At 68.0% G+C, this 20,467-nt stretch carries 18 protein-coding genes and 1 other RNA gene; 15 read left to right on the top strand and 4 right to left on the bottom strand.

Translation table 11 applies throughout. The features are described 5' to 3' along the window. The 8 genes from ACMV5O_RS08035 to ACMV5O_RS08000 all read left to right on the top strand — a co-directional run bounded on the left by ACMV5O_RS08035 (position 1) and on the right by ACMV5O_RS08000 (position 7,613). Positions 1–1,230, top strand: a complete 1,230-nt coding sequence (locus tag ACMV5O_RS08035; RefSeq protein ID WP_416162978.1) for a type II secretion system F family protein — start codon at positions 1–3, stop codon at positions 1,228–1,230. A 3-nt stretch (positions 1,231–1,233) separates the two neighbouring features. Then, positions 1,234–2,085, top strand: a complete 852-nt coding sequence (locus ACMV5O_RS08030) for a prepilin peptidase (RefSeq protein ID WP_416162977.1) — start codon at positions 1,234–1,236, stop codon at positions 2,083–2,085. A 143-nt stretch (positions 2,086–2,228) separates the two neighbouring features. Continuing rightward, a complete protein-coding gene (locus ACMV5O_RS08025) occupies positions 2,229–2,495 on the top strand; it encodes an FmdB family zinc ribbon protein (RefSeq protein ID WP_416162976.1) in 267 nt (88 codons plus the stop codon). Between the two features lie 40 nt (positions 2,496–2,535). Further along, positions 2,536–3,162, top strand: coding sequence for a DUF502 domain-containing protein (locus ACMV5O_RS08020; protein WP_324541889.1), 627 nt, complete (start codon positions 2,536–2,538; stop codon positions 3,160–3,162). 84 nt (positions 3,163–3,246) lie between these two features. Then, positions 3,247–5,046 (top strand): aspartate--tRNA ligase, encoded by a 1,800-nt coding sequence (gene aspS, locus ACMV5O_RS08015; protein ID WP_416162975.1) that lies wholly within the window; start codon positions 3,247–3,249, stop codon positions 5,044–5,046. Between the two features lie 161 nt (positions 5,047–5,207). Next, the gene (locus ACMV5O_RS08010) at positions 5,208–6,854 is read left to right on the top strand and encodes a response regulator (RefSeq protein ID WP_416162974.1); all 1,647 of its coding nucleotides are present in this window, start codon (positions 5,208–5,210) and stop codon (positions 6,852–6,854) included. An 8-nt stretch (positions 6,855–6,862) separates the two neighbouring features. After that, positions 6,863–7,234 carry a ribonuclease domain-containing protein gene (locus ACMV5O_RS08005; protein WP_416162973.1) on the top strand — a complete coding sequence of 124 codons (372 nt, stop codon included), beginning with the start codon at positions 6,863–6,865 and terminating at the stop codon, positions 7,232–7,234. Positions 7,235–7,241: 7 nt separating this feature from the next. Beyond that, a complete protein-coding gene (locus tag ACMV5O_RS08000) occupies positions 7,242–7,613 on the top strand; it encodes a barstar family protein (protein WP_416162972.1) in 372 nt (123 codons plus the stop codon). Here ACMV5O_RS08000 and ACMV5O_RS07995 read toward each other — a convergent pair. Beyond that, positions 7,567–7,818 (bottom strand): cysteine-rich CWC family protein, encoded by a 252-nt coding sequence (locus tag ACMV5O_RS07995; RefSeq protein WP_416162971.1) that lies wholly within the window; start codon positions 7,816–7,818, stop codon positions 7,567–7,569. The two genes, ACMV5O_RS08000 and ACMV5O_RS07995, sit on opposite strands and share 47 nt — an antisense overlap. Before the next feature lie 101 nt (positions 7,819–7,919). Between ACMV5O_RS07995 and ACMV5O_RS07990 the strand changes: the two genes are divergently transcribed. Next, on the top strand, positions 7,920–8,357 hold the full coding sequence (locus ACMV5O_RS07990; RefSeq protein ID WP_416162970.1) for an Hsp20/alpha crystallin family protein: 438 nt from the start codon (positions 7,920–7,922) through the stop codon (positions 8,355–8,357). Between the two features lie 67 nt (positions 8,358–8,424). On the opposite strand, the gene argB is transcribed toward ACMV5O_RS07990, so the two are convergent. Beyond that, complete coding sequence (gene argB, locus ACMV5O_RS07985; protein WP_324541901.1) at positions 8,425–9,327, bottom strand: acetylglutamate kinase; 903 nt, start codon at positions 9,325–9,327, stop codon at positions 8,425–8,427. A 206-nt stretch (positions 9,328–9,533) separates the two neighbouring features. Between argB and ACMV5O_RS07980 the strand changes: the two genes are divergently transcribed. Then, positions 9,534–10,436 (top strand): ZIP family metal transporter, encoded by a 903-nt coding sequence (locus ACMV5O_RS07980; RefSeq protein WP_416162969.1) that lies wholly within the window; start codon positions 9,534–9,536, stop codon positions 10,434–10,436. Positions 10,437–10,521: 85 nt separating this feature from the next. Here the strand turns inward: ACMV5O_RS07980 and ffs are convergent. Next, positions 10,522–10,620, bottom strand: an RNA gene (gene ffs / locus ACMV5O_RS07975) — signal recognition particle sRNA small type. A gap of 64 nt (positions 10,621–10,684) precedes the next feature. Next, positions 10,685–12,376: an AMP-binding protein gene (locus tag ACMV5O_RS07970; protein WP_416162968.1), complete on the bottom strand. Its 1,692-nt coding sequence runs from the start codon at positions 12,374–12,376 to the stop codon at positions 10,685–10,687. A 301-nt stretch (positions 12,377–12,677) separates the two neighbouring features. On the opposite strand from ACMV5O_RS07970, the gene ACMV5O_RS07965 reads away from it, so the two are divergent. From ACMV5O_RS07965 to ACMV5O_RS07945, 5 genes are all read left to right on the top strand, one after another. Then, positions 12,678–13,499, top strand: coding sequence for a nitroreductase family protein (locus tag ACMV5O_RS07965; RefSeq protein WP_416162967.1), 822 nt, complete (start codon positions 12,678–12,680; stop codon positions 13,497–13,499). Positions 13,500–13,528: 29 nt separating this feature from the next. After that, positions 13,529–14,944, top strand: coding sequence for a TonB-dependent receptor (locus tag ACMV5O_RS07960; protein ID WP_416162966.1), 1,416 nt, complete (start codon positions 13,529–13,531; stop codon positions 14,942–14,944). A 183-nt stretch (positions 14,945–15,127) separates the two neighbouring features. Next, entirely contained in the window at positions 15,128–16,213 is a 1,086-nt protein-coding gene (locus tag ACMV5O_RS07955) for a patatin-like phospholipase family protein (protein WP_416162965.1), read from the top strand. Further along, positions 16,210–17,670 (top strand): GntP family permease, encoded by a 1,461-nt coding sequence (locus tag ACMV5O_RS07950; protein WP_416162964.1) that lies wholly within the window; start codon positions 16,210–16,212, stop codon positions 17,668–17,670. Before ACMV5O_RS07955 ends, ACMV5O_RS07950 begins: the two co-directional genes overlap by 4 nt. A gap of 76 nt (positions 17,671–17,746) precedes the next feature. Further along, complete coding sequence (locus tag ACMV5O_RS07945; protein ID WP_416162963.1) at positions 17,747–20,455, top strand: cation-transporting P-type ATPase; 2,709 nt, start codon at positions 17,747–17,749, stop codon at positions 20,453–20,455. Positions 20,456–20,467 lie beyond the last annotated feature (12 nt).

Raw genomic sequence — 20,467 nt, 5'->3', positions numbered from 1 at the left:
ATGGCGACAGCAAGCCGGGCGGTGCGAGCCACGGGCCCGAAGGAAGACCTGTACAACTGGGAAGGCAAGGACAAGACCGGCAAGGTCATCCGTGGCGAGATTCGCGCCACCGGAGACACCATGGTGCAGGCCATGCTGCGCCGCCAGGGCATCCAGGTCAGCAAGATCAAGAAGCAGAAGATGTCGCGCAGCGGTCGCATCAGCGACAAGGACATCGCGCTGTTCACCCGCCAGCTCGCCACCATGATGAAGTCCGGCGTACCGCTGCTGCAGGCCTTCGACATCGGCATCAAGGGCTCGGGCAATCCCGCGCTGTCGCGCCTGCTCAACGACATCCGCAATGACGTCGAGACCGGCTCGAACCTGTCCGATGCCTTCGGCAAGCATCCGCAGCACTTCGACAAGCTGTTCTGCAACCTGGTCGCCGCCGGCGAGCAGGCGGGCATCCTGGACAGCCTGCTCGACCGCATCGCCACCTACAAGGAAAAGATCCTTGCCATCAAGAGCAAGATCAAGTCGGCGCTGTTCTACCCGGCAGCCGTCGTGGTGGTCGCCGGCCTGGTGATCTCGGTGATGATGCTGTTCGTGATCCCCGAGTTCAAGAGCGTGTTCGCCAGCTTCGGCGCCGACCTGCCGGCGCCCACCCTGCTCGTGATCGCGATCTCCGACGCCTTCGTCGCCTACTGGTACATCATCTTCGGCGCGCTGATCGCGGCCATCGTCGCCATCGCCTGGAGCTACAAGCGCTCGACGGCGATGCAGATCGCGCTCGACCGCGGCATCCTGCGCTTCCCGGTGATCGGCCCCATCATCCGCAAGGCCACGGTGGCGCGCTGGACGCGTACGCTGTCGACGATGTTCGCCGCCGGCGTGCCGCTGGTCGAGGCGCTCGACTCGGTGGGCGGCGCCGCCGGCAACCATGTTTACCTGGTCGCCACGCAGCAGATCCAGAGCGAGGTCAGCACCGGCACCAGCCTCACCGTCGCGATGCAGAACGCCGACGTCTTCCCCACCATGGTGGTGCAGATGGTGTCGATCGGCGAAGAGTCCGGTCAGCTCGACTCGATGCTGAGCAAGGTCGCCGACTTCTTCGAGCAGGAGGTCGACGATGCGGTCGCCGGCCTGTCGCAACTGCTCGAGCCCCTGATCATGGTCTTCCTCGGCACCGTCATCGGCGGTCTGGTGGTGGCGATGTACCTGCCGATCTTCAAACTCGGCTCGGTTGTCTGATCGATGCTGGACCTGCTGCAGGACCCGCTCGTCTTCGCCGCGCTCGCTGCCCTGCTCGGCCTGTTCGTCGGCAGCTTCCTGAATGTCGTGATCCATCGCCTGCCCAGGATGATGGAGCGCGACTGGCACGCCCAGGCTGCCGAGTTGCGCGGCGAGGAGGCGCCCCTCGGCGAGCGCTTCAATCTCGCCACGCCGCGTTCGCGCTGCCCGCATTGCGGCCACCAGATCGGCGCGCTCGAGAACATCCCGGTGGTGAGCTACGTGTTGTTGCGTGGCCGCTGCCGCCACTGCGGCGCCGGCATCAGCAAGCGCTATCCGATCGTCGAGGCCTGCACCGCCGTGCTGTCGGGCTACGCCGCCTGGCACTTCGGCTTCGGTCTGGCTGCGCTGGGCGCGTTGCTCTTCATCTGGGCCATGGTGGCACTCACCTTCATCGACCTCGACACCCAGCTACTGCCCGACGACATCACCCTGCCCCTGCTGTGGCTCGGCCTGGCCCTCAACCTGGGGGACACCTACACCGAGCTGCCGAGCGCCGTGATCGGCGCGATGGCCGGCTACCTGGCACTGTGGGTGGTGTTCTGGCTGTTCAAACTGGCGACCGGCAAGGAGGGCATGGGCTATGGCGACTTCAAGCTGCTCGGTGCCATCGGCGCCTGGCTGGGCTGGCAGGTGCTGCCACTGACCATCCTGCTGTCCTCGCTGGTCGGTGCCGTGGCGGGGATCGCGTTGATTGTCTTCGCGCGCCACGGCCGCAACGTGCCCATACCCTTCGGCCCCTATCTGGCAGCCGCCGGCGTCATTGCCCTGTTCTGGGGCGAGTCACTCACCACGCACTACCTCGGCCTGCTCTGAGCCCGACGCCCGGGCCTGCCCGAGGCAGGCTTGAAACCACGCCGATCCGCCCCCATTTCGCAGGCGCGCCCGATGTTTCGGGGCGCGCTTTTTCCTTATGCTGCATTGCGTTAGACTTGCGCACTTGTTTTCGGGAGCGTGCCATGCCCATTTACGAATACCGTTGTCCCAGCTGTGGTTTCCAGAAGGAACACCTGCAGAAGATGAGCGACCAGCCGCTCTCCAGCTGCCCCTCCTGCGGCAGCACCGGCTACGCCAAGCTGCTGTCCGCGGCCGGCTTCCAGCTCAAGGGGTCCGGCTGGTATGCAACCGACTTCAAGGGCGGCGGCAGCAGCACCGCGGCGCCCTCGCCATCGACCGCGACACCGTCCGCGCCGGCCTGCGCCGGCGGCGGCTGCGCCTGTCACTGAGCCGTCTGCTCGAACGCGGCGGGATCCTCAAGACCATCACGTGAAAAAATATTTCATCACCGGGCTGCTGATCTGGATCCCGCTGGCCATCACTTTCATGGTGCTGGCCTGGATCGTGAACTCGCTCGACGCGATCCTGCTGTGGCTGCCCAACGGCTTTCAGCCGCGCGATTACATCGGCATCGACATCCCTGGCGTCGGCGTCGTCGCGAGCCTGCTGATCGTGTTCTTCACCGGCCTGGTGGCGGCCAACGTGCTCGGCCAGAAGCTCGTGCAACTGTGGGAAGCCCTGCTCGCCCGCATCCCGGTGGTGAAGTCGATCTACTACAGCGTCAAGCAGGTGTCGGACACCCTGTTCTCGAGCAGCGGACAGGCCTTCCGCAAGGCGCTGCTGGTGCAATACCCGCGTCAGGGTTCGTGGACGATCGCCTTTCTCACCGGCCAGCCGGGAGGCGACGCCGCCAACCACCTGCCTGGCGACTACGTCAGCGTGTATGTGCCGACCACGCCCAACCCGACCTCGGGCTTCTTCCTGATGATGCCGCGCGCCGACGTGGTCGAACTCGACATGAGCGTGGATGAAGCCCTGAAGTACATCATCTCCATGGGGGTCGTCGCACCCCCGCTGCGCAGGCCGCCGAGCCGGGCCGCCCTGCTCAACGAATGACGACGTCCGCGACCAGACCAAGCGCAACGACCCAATCCTGAATCAAGCGGACGCACGACGCCCGCGAACAGCCGGAATCCACACATGCGAACTCACTACTGCGGCAACGTCACCGCTGCCGACCTCGACCAGATCGTCACCCTCTGCGGCTGGGTGCACCGCCGCCGCGACCACGGCGGCGTCATCTTCATCGACCTGCGCGACCGCGAGGGCCTGGTGCAGGTGGTGTGCGACCCCGACCGCGCCGAGATGTTCAGGACCGCCGAGTCGGTGCGCAGCGAGTTCGTGCTCAAGATGAGCGGCAAGGTGCGCCGCCGCCCCGCCGGCACCGAGAACGCCAGCCTGACCTCGGGTGAGATCGAGATCCTGTGCCACGACATCGAGGTGCTCAACGCCGCCGCCACGCCGCCGTTCCAGCTCGACGACGAGAACCTGTCCGAGACGGTGCGCCTGACCAACCGCGTCATCGACCTGCGTCGCCCGCAGATGCAGAAGAATCTGATGCTGCGATACAAGACCACGATGGCCTTCCGCCGCTTCCTCGACGGCGCCGGCTTCATTGACGTCGAGACGCCGATGCTGACCAAGAGCACGCCGGAAGGCGCGCGCGACTACCTGGTGCCCTCGCGCGTGCACCCGGGCCAGTTCTTCGCCCTGCCGCAGTCGCCGCAGCTCTTCAAGCAGCTGCTGATGGTGGCCGGCTACGACCGCTACTACCAGATCGTCAAGTGCTTCCGCGACGAGGACCTGCGCGCTGACCGCCAGCCCGAATTCACCCAGGTCGACCTGGAGACCTCGTTCATGAACGAGCACGAGATCACCGGCCTGGTCGAAGAGATGATCCGCTTCGTGTTCAAGGAGGCAATGGACGTCGAATTGCCCGCGCCCTTCCCGCGCATGAGCTACGCCGAGGCGATGCGCCGCTACGGCTCGGACAAGCCCGACCTGCGCGTCACGCTCGAACTCACCGACGTCACCGACGCGGTGCAGGACGTCGCCTTCAAGGTCTTCAGCGGCCCCGCCACCTCGGGCGGCCGCGTCGCCGCGATGCGCGTACCGGGCGGCAACGCGCTGACCCGCGGCGAGATCGACGAATACACCAAGTTCGTCGGCATCTACGGCGCCCGCGGCCTGGCCTACATCAAGGTCAATGACGTCACCCAGCCCAACGAGCAGGGCCTGCAGTCGCCGATCGTCAAGAACCTGCACGAGACCGCGCTGCGTACCATCCTCGAGCGCACCGGCGCGCAGTCGGGCGACCTGATCTTCTTCGGTGCCGACAAGACCAAGGTGGTCAACGACGCCATGGGCGCACTGCGCATCAAGCTCGGCCACGAGAAGGGCTATGTGACGGGCGAGGCCTGGCGCCCGCTGTGGGTGGTCGACTTCCCGATGTTCGAGTACGACGAGGACGACAAGCGCTGGACCGCCTGCCACCACCCCTTCACCAGCCCCAAGGACGAGCACATCGAGCTGCTTGAGTCCAACCCGGGCGAGTGCCTGGCCAAGGCCTACGACCTCGCGTTGAACGGCTGGGAGATCGGCGGCGGCTCGGTCCGTATCCACCGCGCCGACGTTCAGGCACGCGTGTTCGAGGCGCTCAACATCGGCCCCGAGGAACAGCAGGCCAAGTTCGGCTTCCTGCTCGACGCGCTCAAGTATGGCGCCCCGCCGCACGGCGGGCTGGCCTTCGGTCTGGACCGCATCGTCACCATGATGACCGGCGCCGACTCCATCCGCGACGTCATCGCCTTCCCCAAGACGCAGCGCGCCCAGTGCCTGCTGACCGACGCCCCGAGCGAGGTCGACGACAAGCAACTGCGCGAACTGCACATCCGCCTGCGCCAGAAGGTGCAGACCGAGGTCGAGGTCGGCCGCAGCTGACCGCGCTGCAACCCCGCCCTGCTGAAGCCCCCCGGGCGGAGAAATCCCGCATTTCTTCGCCCGGGGGGCTTCAGCCTTTCGGGCTCCTGCCGTAATCTTCTAGCACTTGCAGGCCTTGCGGCCTGTCCGGCATTCCCCCCTTTCTTGCGGCTGCCCACCCGATGCTGCTGTCCCATGACATCGACGTCCTCGTCATCGAGAGCCAGGCGACCATGCGCGCGCAGTTGCGCACCATGCTCGCGTCGATCGGTGTGGATACGCCGCAGTTCGCGGTGTCGGCGACGATGGCGATGCGCCGGCTGCGCGAGCAGCGCTTCGACCTGATCCTGTGCGAGTACAACCTCGGTGACGGCCAGGACGGCCAGCACCTGCTCGAGGACCTGCGCCAGCACGAGATCATCCCGCTCGACACCTTGTTCGTCATGATCACCGGCGAACGCAACTACGAGCGCGTGACGAGCGCCTGCGAGCTCGCCCCCAACGACTACATCCTCAAGCCGCTCAACGCCGAAACCCTGCGCGTGCGCCTGCTGCGTGCCTTCGAGAAGCGCGACGCCTTCCTGCCCGCCTGGCAGTTGATGCGGATCGGCGACCCGGTGGGCGCGATCGACTATTGCCGCCACGCGCGCGACGAGCATCCGCTCTACCTGATCGACTTCATGCGACTGCAGGCCGAACTGCACGCCAGCATCGGTCAGGTCGGCGAAGCGGAGGCGCTCTACCGCGACATCCTGTCCTCGCGCCCCATTCCGTGGGCCTCGCTCGGGCTGGCGCGCATGCTGATGCTGAAGAAGGCCTTCGTCGAGGCCGAGCACGAGCTCGAGGAACTGGTCGCGCGCCACGAGCGCTTCATCGAGGCCTACGAGCTGCTGGCGCGCCTGCGCGAGGAGACCGGGCGCGCGGAAGAGGCCTGCGCCACGCTGCAGCGGGCCACCGAGCGCTCCCCCTACCGTATCCGCCGCCTGCGCCACCTGGGGGCGCTTGCGCTCGCCACCGGCAGCCCGGCGACCGCCGAGCGCAATCTGGCCGAGGTCGTCCAGCGCGGCAAGTACTCCGAATTTCGTGACCCCGAGGACCACGTCCGCCTGTTGCAGGCCCAGCTCGCACTGCACAAGGTCGAGGACGCGCGCAGCACGCTCGCCGATCTCGAGCGCAGCATGGGCCGGCAGCCCAAGGGCGAGATCTGCGCCGCCGTCGGCAACGCCCTGCTGCAGGCCCATCAGCACGATCAGGCAGGCGCGCGCCAGGCCATCCTCGGCGCCTTGCGCAATCCCAGCCACATCCGTGCCTTGTCGGTCGGGTTGCGCCAGGACCTGATCAAGACCTGCCTCGACCAGCGCCTCGACGAACAGGGCAACGCCCTGCTCGCCGACCTCATGCGCACGGCCGCCGACGACCGCACGCTCGAGACCACCCGCGCCGCCCTCAAGGCGCGCGGACTCGACCAGCTGTCGCGCGAGATCGAAGCCCAGGTCCAGGCCGAGGTGAAGTCGCTCGTCACCACCGGCGCGCAAAAGGCCCATGCCGGCGATTACGACGGCGCGGTGGCCGAGATGATGAACGCCGCGCGCAAGATGCCCGGCAATCCGCACGTGCTGTTCAACGCCGCGCTCGCCCTGCTGCGCCACATCGAGCATCGCGGCTGGAACGACGCCCTCGCCGCCCAGGCGCGCGACCTGATCCAGCGCGCCCACCGCCTGTCGCCGGCCAATCCGCGGCTGGCGGCCATCACCGAATTCATGCACGAACTGATCAAGCGCTACGGCATCCGTCCCGAACGCGTCATGCAGAAGGCGCGCCCGGCATGAGCGCGACCATGCTGCACCCCCTTGTCACACGCCTGCTACTGGTCCTTGCCCTGCTCGGGCTGGTCGCCGGCTGTACCCCTGCCAGCTCGGACGCAGGCCTGCCCTCGCACGCCGGGCTGCCACCCGAAGCGATCGAGACCCTGGCCCTGATCCAGCGCGGCGGCCCCTTCCCCTACCGCAAGGACGGCACCACCTTCCACAACCGCGAGCGCCTGCTGCCCCTCAAGCCGCGCGGCTATTACCGCGAATACACCGTCCCCACCCCCGGTGCACGCGATCGCGGCGCGCGACGCATCGTCAGCGGCGGCAACCCGCCCGCGGTCTTCTACTACACCGCCGACCACTACCGCAGCTTCCGCCAGATCGAACCGCTGCCATGAGGTGCTGATGAGCTCACTCTCCACACCCGATTCGCCGGCAGGCGATGTCCTCGACCTGGTCATCGACCTCGGCGGCTGCAGCGACAAGGCCGGCCTGCTCGAGCGCTTCGCCAGCGCGCTGCACTTCCCGCCCTGGTTCGGTCACAACTGGGATGCGCTGTCCGACTGCCTGACCGACCTTTCCTGGCTCCCGGCGCAGCGCTACCGCATCACACTGACCCGGCCGCAGGACTTGCGCGCCGCCGACCCGGAAACGCTCGCCACCGCGCTCGACATTCTGCAGGAGGCCGCCGAGTTCTGGGCCGACGAAGGCGTCTGCTTCGATCTCGCGCTCAGCGAGACGCTGCCGCCTCCCGCAGCGCCCGCTTCTGCTCGATGAGCTCGGCAAGGCAGCGCGGGCAGTAGCAGGACGCAGCGGGATCGACCGCCCCCGCCGAGGGCACGGCGAAAGCGGACGGAAAGGCCGCGCACCAGCATGCCGATTCGCCGGCCTGCATGCCGCAGGTGAAGGCCGCGGCACAGCGCGGGCAGCGGTTGGTGGCGGTCATCGCGCTCTCGGCCATCGTCTTGTCTCCGTTCGGCATGACGCCGCACGCCCATGATCGGGCTTGAAATGCACCGTCCCACACCTATATTCGTGTTGAGGCCGGCAAGGCCGGCAATTTTCGAGCAAAGGAGACGCGCCATGAGCAACAACCTCACCCGCCGTGCCGACCCGCTGGAAGACTTCTTCCGCGGCTTCTTCGTTCGTCCGGTGGATTTTGGCGGCAGCAGCCTCGCGAACGTCGGCGCCGAAGCGCCGCAGATGCGGGTCGACGTCAAGGAGAATGCGGCCGGTTATGAAGTCCATGCCGAACTGCCCGGAATGAAGAAGGAAGACATCCACGTCCACATCGACGGCCCGGTGGTGTCGATCAGTGCCGAGCGCAAACATGAGAAGGAAGTCAAGGAAGGCGAGAAGGTGCTGCGCACCGAGCGCTACTTCGGCAAGGTGTCGCGCAGCTTCCAGCTCGGCCAGGAAATCGACGAGGCCAAGGCCTCGGCGAAGTTCAACGAGGGCGTGCTCGAGCTGAGCCTGCCCAAGAAGGCCGAAGCCCAGGCCAAGCGCCTGACCATCGACTGAACCTCACCCCCATCGGACGAAGAAGGCGGCCGATGCCGCCTTCTTCGTTTTCGCACCCGTGCGCCGCTTACTTGCTCTTGATCATCGTGCCGACGCCGTGGTCGGTCAGGATCTCGAGCAGCAGGCAGTGTTCGACGCGGCCGTCGATGATGTGCACCGACTTCACGCCGTTGCGCGCCGCATCCAGCGCCGAGCCGATCTTCGGCAACATGCCGCCCGACAGCGTCCCGTCGGCCACCAGGTCGTCGATCTGGCGCGGCGTCAGGCCGGTGAGCAGATTGCCCGCCTTGTCGAGCACGCCAGGCGTGTTGGTGAGCAGCACCAGCTTCTCGGCCTTCAGGATCTCGGCCAGCTTGCCGGCGACGACGTCGGCGTTGATGTTGTAGGTCTCACCCTCGACCCCCACGCCGATCGGCGCGATCACCGGAATGAAGTCGCCCTGGTCGAGGAAGGAAATCAGGCTCGGATCGATGCCGGTGATCTCGCCCACCTGACCGACGTCGATCAGGTCGCCCGCGGGTGCATCCATCTTCTGCATCAGCAGCTTCTTGGCGCGGATGAAGCCGGCGTCCTTGCCGGTCAGGCCCACCGCCTTGCCGCCGTGCTTGTTGATCAGGTTGACGATCTCCTTGTTCACCTGGCCGCCGAGCACCATCTCCACCACTTCCATGGTCTCGGCATCGGTGACGCGCATGCCCTGGATGAACTCGCCCTTCTTGCCGACGCGGGCGAGCAGGTTCTCGATCTGCGGGCCGCCACCGTGCACCACCACCGGGTTCAGGCCCACCAGCTTCAACAGCACCACATCGCGCGCGAAGCAGTCCTTCAGATGCGGGTCGGTCATCGCGTTGCCGCCGTACTTGATGACGATGGTCTTGTCGAAGAAGCGCTTGATGTAGGGCAGCGCCTCGGCCAGGATCTCGGCCTTGCGGGCGGGGGTGACGTCTTGCGGGGTGGCGGACGGGGTCATCGAAAGGCTCCTTGAACGAACAGGTGGATTCTAGTGGCCTGCCGGGGGAACCGAAAGCGCAGTGCAGCAATTGTCCCGTTCAGCGCCGGGCACGGATGCGTTTTATCTATCCACTTCTTCATGGCGTTCAATTGGCGCTATTGGAGACCCGACACCATACTGGCCTTGTAAGGGGCGCGCTGCCTGCCCCAGCGAGGAGTCGGACCATGGTCGATAAAGTTGCCCGCCTGCATTTTCAGCCCGCCAGTCCGGCCGGCGCCCTGCGTGCGCTCAGCGGCTGGCTCATCGCCCTCACCGGCCTTGCCCTGCTCCTTGCCCAGTTCATGCGCAGCATCGACGGCTTCGCTTTGCCACTGTCGGGCGCCGTCTCCGGCGGCGCAATGGCCGCCGCCGCCACCGCGCTCGGTGCGGCGCCGCTGCTGGTGGTGCGGCGCATCGGCGCCAACGTGCAGGGCATGCTGCTGGGCTTCGGCGCCGGCGTGATGCTGGCCGCGAGCGTGTTCTCGCTGCTGCTGCCCGCGTTCGAGGCGGCCCAACTGCAGTCCGGCTCGGACGCCAGCGCGGCCACGCTGGTTGCGCTCGGCGTGCTGCTGGGCGCCGGCGGCCTGCTGGCGATGGACCGTGCCCTGCCCCACACGCATGCCCCCGAGGGCCGGCGCAGCGGCGCCGCGGTGTGGCTGTTCGTGTTCGCGATCGCGGTGCACAACATCCCGGAAGGCCTCGCCATCGGCGTCGCCGCCGGCCTCAACGGCAGCGGCGCGGGCTCGGGCGACGCGGTCGCAGCCGGCATCTCGCTGCAGAACGTGCCGGAAGGCCTGATCGTGGCCATCGCGCTGGTCAGCGCCGGCTACAGCCGCTGGCTGGCCTTCGGCGTCGCCGCGATATCGGGCCTGATCGAGCCGATCGCCGCCATTGCCGGGTCGATGATGGTGTCGGTGTCGGCGATGATCCTGCCCTGGGGCCTGGCGGGCGCGGCGGGGGCGATGCTGTTCGTGGTCAGCCACGAGATCATCCCCGAGTCGCATCGCCGCGGCCACGAAACCCTGGCCACCGGCGGGCTCATCCTGGGCTTCGTGCTGATGATGATGATGGACACGCTGCTGGGCTGAGGCGCGCCGCAACAAGTCCCGCACGCGCTTGAAGCGGAAATACGAAGGGCGCCCACCAGGGGCGCCCTTCGCTTTGGATATTCAGGGTGGCGAGCCTGACCCCCGGCACTTGCAGGAAGCGGCTGTGGCTGCTGCCTTCCGGCCCTGACCAGGTTCACCGCGCTGCAATGCGGGGAGACCCGCCACGGCCGGCATTGTAGCAGCATGCCGGCCGCGCGGGGCGGCCGGATTGCTGCGCCGCGGGCGGATCAGCCCTTGAGCTCGGGGAAGTCCTCTTCGAAGAACTCCAGCTCGCCGCGCGTCGCCTCGCCACGCGCCTCTTCGGCCTTGCGCAGCTCGACGCGACGGATCTTGCCCGAAATGGTCTTGGGCAGATCGGCAAAGGACAGGCGGCGGATGCGCTTGTACGGTGCCAGGCGTTCGCGGGTGAAGGCGAAGATGTCCTTGGCGAGTTCCTTGCTCGGCTCCTGCCCGGCGACCAGGATCACGAAGGCCTTGGGCACCGCCAGGCGCACCGGGTCTGGGCTCGGCACCACCGCGGCTTCGGCCACGGCAGGGTGCTCGATCAGCACGCTCTCGAGCTCGAAGGGGCTGATGCGGTAGTCGGAGGCCTTGAACACGTCGTCGGCGCGACCGACGTAGGTGATGTAGCCGTCCTCGTCGATGCTGGCGACGTCGCCGGTGCGGTAGTGGCCGTCACGCATCACTTCGGCGGTCTTGGCCGCGTCGCCGGCGTAGCCGACCATCAGGCCAACCGGACGATGCTCGCCCATCACCAGCGAAACCTCGCCCTCGACCGAGGGCTTGCTGTCGGCGTCGAGCAGCGCAATCCGGTAGCCGGGCAGCGGGCGCCCCATGGAGCCGGGCTTGAGCGGCTGGTCGGGCGTGTTGCCGATCTGCGCGGTGGTCTCGGTCTGGCCGAAGCCGTCGCGGATGGTGATGCCCCAGGCCTTCTTCACCTGGTCGATCACTTCCGGGTTGAGCGGCTCGCCCGCGCCGATCAGCTCGCGCAGCTTGGTCTTGACCGACGCCAAATCCTGTTGAATCAGCATGCGCCACACGGTCGGGGGCGCGCACATCGTGGTGACCTCGTACTTCACCAGGACGTCGAGCAGGGCCGCCGCATTGAAGCGGTTGTAGTTGTACAGGAACACGCAGGCGCCCGCGTTCCAGGGCGCGAAGAAGCAGCTCCAGGCGTGCTTGGCCCAGCCCGGCGAGGAGATGTTCATGTGGCGGTCGTTGGGCTTGAGACCGATCCAGTACATCGTCGACAGGTGGCCGACCGGGTAAGACTGGTGGGTGTGCAGCACCAGCTTGGGCTTGGAGGTGGTGCCCGAGGTGAAGTACAGCAGCAACGGATCGTCGACGCGGGTGACGCCGTCCGGAGTGAACACGTCGGATTCGGCCGCGGCCTCCTCGAAGGCCTTCCAGCCGGCGGGCGCGCCGCCGACCGCAATGCGACCGAAGCTGCCGGGCAGGTTCTCGAACTTGTCGGTATGCGCCTTGCCGATCACCACGTGCCTGACCTGGCCGCGCTCGACGCGGTCGACGAGGTCGTCGGGGGTCAGCAGCGTGGTCGCCGGGATCACCACCGCGCCGAGCTTGATCGCGGCCAGCATGGTCTCCCACAGCGGCACTTCGTTGCCGAGCATGATCAGGATGCGCTCGCCGCGCTTGACGCCCTGCTTGCGCAGCCAGTTGGCGACGCGGTTCGAGCGTGCCGACATCTCGGCAAAGCTCAGCTTCGACTCGCGACCGTCCTCCTCGATGATCCACAGCGCCGGGTTGTCGTTGCCGCGGGCCAGGGTGTCGAAGTAGTCCAGCGCCCAGTTGAACTCCTTGAGCTTGGGCCACTGGAAGCCGGCGTAGGCGGTGGCGTAGTCGCTGCGATGCTGCAGCAGGAAGTCGCGTGCAGCCAAGAATTCGGTAACAGCGCTCATGTGCTCTCCTCTCCAGGACGTTGTTGAAATTCGCTTGTTCGTAGGGTCGCGCGGGTGCGCCCCGGGTTTCGGTGCTTGGGTTTGTGACCCCTTGGCCGCGCGCGGTTCCGCGATCGACCGTCACCTGCCTGCAGCTCTTTCCGGGGCGACATTTTACGTTGACGTTAACGTAAAACAAGAACCCAGATCAAATCCGGCGGCAAAGGTGACGCGGCCAGCGTACCCGCCGCGACCCGACAGCGCACGGCGCCGGCGCGACAGTCGGTATACTCCGCCAGTCCCCCAGAGCTCCGGAGCCTCCATGTCCGATTCCCCGCAAGGCCTGCAGGCGCGCTATGGCAGCGCCGCCCTGCCGGTCACCGACGCGCTCAACCCCTTCATCGAACAACTGCTCAGCCATCGCTCGGTTCGCGCCTATCTGCCCGACCCCGTCAGCGAGGCCCAGCTCGTCGCCATCATCGCCGCCGCCCAGTCGGCCGCGAGCTCGTCCAACCTCAATGTCTGGAGCGTGGTCGCGGTACGCGATGCGGACACGCGCGCGCGTCTGGCCGAATGTGCAGGCGGCCAGGCCCATGTGCGCGAGGCGCCGCTGCAACTGGTCTGGCTCGCCGACCTCGCGCGCCTGCGCCGCGTCGCCGGCCAGCTCGAGCGCCCCTCGGCGGGCCTCGACTACACCGAAATGTTCCTCACCGCCGTGATCGACGCCGCACTCGCCGCGCAGAATGCGGCTGCGGCGGCGGAATCGCTCGGCCTCGGCACGGTATATATCGGCGGCATGCGCAACCGCCCCGAAGACGTCGCCCGCCTGCTCGCGCTGCCGCCCGAGGTGTTCGCGGTGTTCGGCATGTGCGTCGGCACGCCCGACCCGACAAAGCCGGCGGTGGTCAAGCCGCGGCCGCCGCAGTCCGTGGTGCTGCACCATGAGCGCTACCGCCAGAACGTGCAGGACGCCGGCATCGAGGCCTACAACCAGGCGATGGCGCGCTTCTACGACGAACAGAAGATGAACGTGCACGGCACCTGGGCGGTGCACTCGGCCAAGCGCATCGCCGGTCCCGAGAGCCTGTCCGGTCGCGACCGCCTGGCCGAGGCCCTGCACACGCTCGGCTTCAGGCTCAAGTAATCCCCCGCCCGCATCCGCCGGAGAACCTCATGCGCACCCGCAATACCACGCTGACCACCGATCAGAAAGCCCTCGCCGTCAACCTCGACAAGTACAAGTACGGCTCGATCGTCGAGATCGGCGCCGGCCAGGAGGTCGCGCGCCGCTTCTTCCAGGTGGGCGCGGCCGCGGGCACCATCGCCAAGACCATGTCGGCCTACGACATGGCGGTCAGCGACGACATCTACGGCCATGTCGACCGCTACGTCAGCCGCGCGCGCCTGCTGCAGATGCTCGACAAGGAGTTCACCCAGGTCGTCGCGCGGCTGGCCCACCTGCGGGCGAAGAACACCACCTTCTTCGCCTATGCCGCCACCGTCACCGCGCGCAGCTTCAAGCAGAAGAACGAATGCCACGGCTGGGTCGGCATCCGCCTGCAGCTGCACCCGGGCGCCGAGCCGAGCGACGTGATCATGCATGTGCGCATGCTCGACAACGACAACGCGCTGCAGTCCGAGGCGCTCGGCATCCTCGGCGTCAACCTCATCCACGGCGCCTTCTTCCACCACCAGAACCCCGAGTGGGTGGTCGAGGGCCTGGCCGACGGGCTCGGTTCCGAGCGCATCGAGGTCGACCTGATCCACTTCTCCGGCCCCTACTTCGAGGAGGTCGAGAACCGGCTGATGAACCTGCACCTGATCCGCAGCTGGCTTACCCGCGCGGTGGTGTTCAACCCGCAGGGCGAGGTGGTGGTGCCGGGCGAGCTGTTCTACCGCAAGCCGGTGATGGTGATGCGCGGCAGCTTCAAGCCGGTGACCCTGGTCAATGTCGACATGATGGCCGCCGGCCTCAAGCAGTTCAACCGGCTCACCGCGGTGGATGAGAAGGAGATCGTGTCGCTCGCCGAGATCACGATGAACTCGCTGATCAGCGGCGACAACGTGGACGGCGCCGACTTCCTCGCCCGCATCGACCTCCTCGCCTCGCAGGGCTACACGGTGATGATCTCGGACTACGTGCGCTTCTTCCGCCTGCGCGCCTACCTGCGCCGCTACACGCAGAAGCCGATCGGCATCGTGCTGTCGGTGCGCGACTTCCAGTTCCTGTTCGACGAGAAGTACTACGAGGGCCTGGAGGGCGGCATCCTCGAAGCCTTCGGCAAGCTCTTTCCGGACAACACCCACGTCTATGTGTACCCCTCGCGCCCGCGCGGCACCGACGCCGCCGCCACGGTCACGCTCGACAACGTGCAGGTGCCGGCCAACCTGCGCCACCTGCTCGCCTACCTGAAGGAGAACGACAAGCTGGTGGCGGTGCAGCCGCACGACGACAGCCACCTGCACATCGACGTCGCCGAGGTGCTCGGCGGCCTGCGCCGCGGTCGCGGCGAGTGGGAGGCGGACGTGCCCGAGGGCGTGGCCAAGCGCATCGTCGACGCCCGCCTGCTCGGCTTCGACACCGAGTAGGCCGCCGCGCCGCACAGGCCGCCGCGCGACCCGCCGCGCCTCATCCTCCGCCCCGGAAGGGCCCCGCGACACGGGGCCCTTCGCCTTTCGGGGAAGTCCGCGCGCGGAACTTCGCTCCCTGGACCGGCTCTCTCTTGCGGCACCGCAACAATGGCGCAACGCATACGCAGGGAGAATAAACACATGGCCAACAACAGCACCACCCGCAAGACGATCGAGCTCGCGCTGCAGGGCGGCGGCGCCCATGGCGCGCTGACCTGGGGCGTGCTCGAGCGCCTGCTCGAGGAGCCGCAACTGCACATCGAGGGCGTCAGCGGCACCAGCGCCGGCGCGATGAACGCGGTCGTGCTCGCCGACGGCCTGGAAGCCGGCGGCCCCGACGGCGCCCGCGCCGCACTCGAGCGCTTCTGGAAGACGGTCAGCCAGGCCGCCCTCGGCAGCCCGATCCAGCGCGACCTGTGGTCGCGCGTGAACGGCGACTGGGGCCTGGAGCACTCGCCCAGCTACCGCTTCTTCGACCATCTCAGCCGGGTGTTCTCGCCCTACGAGCTGAACCCGCTCAATCTCAACCCGCTGCGCGACCTGGTCGCCCGGATCGTGGACTTCGACCGCGTCAATCGTTGCACCGCGATCAAGGTCTTCGTCACCGCCACCAACGTGCGCAGCGGCCGCCCCAAGGTCTTCCGCCAGCCCGAGCTGAGCGTCGATGCGGTGATGGCCTCGGCCGCCCTGCCCTTCATGTTCCAGGCCGTCGAGATCGACGGCGAGGCTTACTGGGACGGCGGCTTCATGGGCAACCCGGCGCTCTTCCCGCTGGTGGACGAGTGCGACGCGCGCGATCTGGTACTGGTGCAGATCAACCCCTTCGAGCGCCCCGAGGTGCCGCGCAGCGCCAGCGACATCATCAACCGCCTCAACGAGATCACCTTCAACGCCAGCCTGCTCAAGGAGCTGCGCGCGATCATGCTGCTGCGCGACCTGATCGAGGCCGAGGGCCTCGAGCACGAGCGCTACCGCGACATGCGCCTGCACCGCATCCACGCCGACGAGGACCTGCTCGAGCTCAAGGCCTCGAGCAAGCTCAACGCCGAGTGGGCCTACCTGTGCCACCTGCGCGACCGCGGCCGCCAGCGCGCCGAGCGCTGGCTACGCAAGCACTGGGGCGACCTGGGCGAGCGCTCCAGCTTCGATCTCGACTGGCTGGTCGAGGACAGCATCCGCTCCGCCCGCACGATCAAGGAGGACGACGCAGGGGGGGCGCGCGCATGACTGGACTGCTCGGTGTCCTCCTCGCCCTCGCCCTGCTGATCTGGCTCGCCTGGCGCGGCGTCAGCGTGCTGCTGCTCGGGCCGGTAATGGCGCTGCTGGCGGCGGCGTTTGCCGCCGGCACGCCGCTGATGGCGACCTACACCCAGCTCTTCATGAGCTCGGCCGGCAGCTTCATCGTGCAGTACTTCCCGCTCTTCCTGCTCGGCGCGCTGTTCGGCAAGCTGATGGACGACAGCGGCGCCGCCGAGGCGATCGCGCAGGGCATCGTCGCAAGGCTCGGGGCCGAGCGCGCCATCCTCGCCGTGGTGCTGGCCTGCGCGGTGCTCACCTATGGTGGCGTGTCCCTGTTCGTGGTGGCCTTCGCGGTGTATCCGATCGGCGCCGCCCTGTTCCGCCAGGCCGGCATCCCCAAGCGCCTGCTGCCGGCGACGATCGCGCTCGGCGCCTTCACCTTCACCATGACCGCGCTGCCCGGCACCCCGGCGATCCAGAACGCGATCCCGATGCCCTACTTCGGCACCACGCCCTTCGCCGCCCCGGTGCTGGGCGTCATCGCCGCGCTGGTGATGTTCGGCCTCGGCCAGTGGTGGCTCGCGCGCCAGGCGGCGCGCGCGACAGCCGCCGGCGAAGGCTATGGCCCGCATGACGACGCCGGCAGCCCGCCGGCCCGTTTCGACAAGGACCAGCGCGAGCGCAGCGCCGGCGAGGGCTTCGACGTGCTGATGATCCCGCCCGACCAAGCCGCGCGCGCGCTGCCGCCCTTCACGGTGGCAATCGCGCCGGTGGTGCTGGTGATCGTGCTCAACTACGTCTTCAGCAGCCTGCTGATCCCGGCGCTCGACACCGCCTACCTCGCCGAGGCGATCTACGGCGCCACCTCGATCGACGCCGTGCGCGGCATCTGGGCGATCATCGGCTCGCTCACCCTGGCCTGCCTGCTGCTGGTCGCGATGTGCTGGCAGCGCCTGGCCAATCTGCGCCGCAGCCTGGACGATGGCGCCAACGCCTCGGTGCTGCCGATCTTCAACACCGCCAGCCTGGTCGGCTTCGGCGCCGTCATCGCCGCGCTGCCCGCCTTCGAGCTGATCAAGGCCTTCGTCGACCAGCTCGGCGCCGGCAACCCGCTGGTGTCGCTGGCGCTGTCGGTGAACGTGCTGGCCGGCGTCACCGGCTCGGCCTCGGGCGGCATGAGCATCGCGCTGCAGACCCTGGGCGCGGACTACCTGGTGCTCGCCCAGGCCAGCGGCATCGCGCCCGAGCTGCTGCACCGCGTCACCACGGTCGCCACCGGCGGCCTCGACAGTCTGCCGCACAACGGCGCGGTGGTGACCCTGCTGGCCATCTGCGGCCTCACCCACCGCGAGGCCTACAAGGACATCTTGATGGTCGCGGTGCTGTTCCCGATTCTCGCCCTCACCCTGCTCGTTATACTGGGGTCGGTCTTCGGGTCCTTCTGATTCAGCCCCGCGCCGCCGCAGGGCGGCCACGCCAGGCGGCGCGGTGCGGGGCGTCACACAATCCTCGAGCCTGCTCATGAAATCCGCCCCACCCGGCTCGCTGCAGATCGAGCAGCCCCATGCCCTCGCCGCCGACGAGGTCCTCGAAGGCCTGTCCGCCGCGCGCGACGGCCTGTCCTCGGCCGAGGCCGAGCGCCGTCTCGCCGAGCTCGGCCCCAACCGCCTGCCGCAACCGCCCAAGGACGGCCTGCTGAAGCGCTTCTTCAAGCACTTCCACGACATCCTGATCTACATCCTGATCGCCGCCGCCGGCATCACTGCGCTGCTCGGCCACTGGATCGACACCGGCGTCATCCTGGGCGTGGTCGTCATCAACGCCATCATCGGCTTCATCCAGGAAGGCAAGGCCGAGGAAGCGCTCGAAGGCATCCGCAAGATGCTCTCGGTGCACGCCCACGCCCGGCGCGACGGCCAGTGGTCCGAGGTCGAGGCCGACGGCCTGGTGCCGGGCGACATCGTGCGCCTGCGCTCGGGCGACCGCGTGCCCGCCGACCTGCGCCTGATCGAGACCACCAACCTGCGCATCGAGGAATCGGCGCTGACCGGCGAGTCGGTGCCGGCCGACAAGAACGCCGAGCCCGCCGCCGCCGACGCGGGTGTCGGCGACCGCTTCGGCATGGCCTACTCGGGCACCATGGTCGCGGCCGGCCGCGGCATCGGCGTGGTCACCGCCACCGGCCCGCACACCGAGCTCGGCCGCATCAACCGCATGATCGCCGAGGTGCAGACCCTGCAGACCCCCCTCACCCGGCAGATGGCGCAGTTCAGCAAGATCCTGTCGGTGGTCATCGTCGCGCTGGCGCTGCTGATGCTGGTGATCGGCGTCAGCCTGCACGACTTCCCGCTCGGCGAGGTCTTCCTCGCCGCGATCGGCTTTGCCGTCGCCGCCATCCCCGAGGGCCTGCCCGCCATCCTCACCATCACGCTGGCGCTCGGCGTGCAGCGCATGGCGCAGCGCAACGCCATCACGCGCAAGCTCACCGCGGTCGAGACCCTGGGCTCGGTCACCGTGATCTGCTCGGACAAGACCGGCACCCTGACCAGGAACGAGATGACCGCCCGCCACGTCGTCACCCGCGGCGGCTTCTTCGACGTCAGCGGCACTGGCTACCGCCCCGAGGGCGAAATCACCCTCGAGGGCCGGACCGCCAGCCTGCACGAGCACGGCCACCTGCACGCGGTGATCGAGGTGGTGGCGGTCGCCAACGACACCCATGTGGCCGAGGAAGACGGCCAGTGGAAGGTCACCGGCGAACCCACCGAGGGCGCCTTGCGCACGCTCGCGCACAAGGCCGGCTTCGAGGCCGACGCCCACGAGCGCCACGCCAGCATCCCCTTCGAGTCGGCCAACAAGTTCATGGCGACGCTCAACACCGCGCCGGGCGGAACTCGCCGCATCCTGCTCAAGGGCGCGCCCGACCGCCTGCTCGACCGCTGCCAGCAGGAGCTCGGCGCCAGCGGCGAGCTCGAGCCGCTCGACCGCGCCTTCTGGGATGAACAGATCGATGACCTCAGCGCCGAGGGCCTGCGCGTGCTGGCAGCGGCCGCGCGCGACGTCCCCGACAGCAAGCGCGAGCTCGCGCTCGAGGACCTCGACGAGGACATGGTCTTCCTCGGCCTCATCGGCATCATCGACCCGCCCCGGCCGGAGGCGATCGCCGCCATCAAGTCCTGCCACGAGGCCGGCATCCGGGTGAAGATGATCACCGGCGACCACGCCGGCACGGCGCGCGCGATCGGCATCGAGATGGGCCTGGGCACGACAGGGACGCTCAAGGTGATCTCGGGCGCCGAGATCGAGGCCGCCAGCGACGACGAGCTGCAGCAGATTGCCCACGACTGCGACATCTTCGCCCGCACCAGCCCCGAACATAAGCTGCGCCTGGTCAAGGCCTTGCAGGCGCGCGGCGAGGTGGTGGCGATGACCGGCGACGGCGTCAATGACGCGCCCGCGCTCAAGCGCGCCGACGTCGGCGTGGCAATGGGCATCAAGGGCACCGAGGCGACCAAGGAGGCGGCCGAGATCGTGCTCGCCGACGACAACTTCTCGTCGATCGAGCGCGCGGTCGAGGAAGGCCGCACCATCTACGACAACCTCAGGAAGGCCATCCTCTTCATCCTGCCCACCAACGGCGCGCAGGGCCTGGTGATGCTCACCGCGGTGGTGTTCGGCCTCACCCTGCCGCTGACGCCGGTGCAGATCCTGTGGGTGAACATGGTGGTGGCGATCACGCTGGCGCTGGCGCTGGCCTTCGAGCCGGCCGAGCCGGGCGTCATGCAACGCCCGCCGCGCAAGCCGGGCGCGCCGATCATGGGCCGCGCCATGCTGTGGCGGGTGGCAACCGTGTCGGTGCTGATCGGCGGCGCCACCATCGCCATGTTCGAGGTCGAGCTGGCGCTCGACATGGAGCTGGGCGTGGCGCGCACGATGGCGGTCAACACCCTGGTGATTGCGCAGGCCTTCTATCTCTTCAATGCCCGCTTCCTGATCGACTCCAGCCTGCGCATGAAGCTGATGTTCACCAACCGCGCCGCACTGATCGCGGTCGGCGTGCTCGTCGTGCTGCAACTGGGCTTCGTCTATCTGCCCTTCATGAACACCTGGTTCGGCACCGCGCCGCTCGCGCTGCGCCACTGGCTGGTGCCGCTCGCCATTGGCGTCGCGGTGTTCCTGCTGATCGAGGCCGAAAAAGCCTGGGGGCGGCGGCGCGCTGCCCGGGCCTGAGCCACCACTTCG

It is taken from the genome of Thauera sp. WH-1 (assembly GCF_047806685.1).
GTDB lineage: Bacteria > Pseudomonadota > Gammaproteobacteria > Burkholderiales > Rhodocyclaceae > Thauera.
The sequence above is the reverse complement of the archived record's forward strand: the minus strand, read 5'-3'. Positions and strand labels throughout refer to the sequence as shown.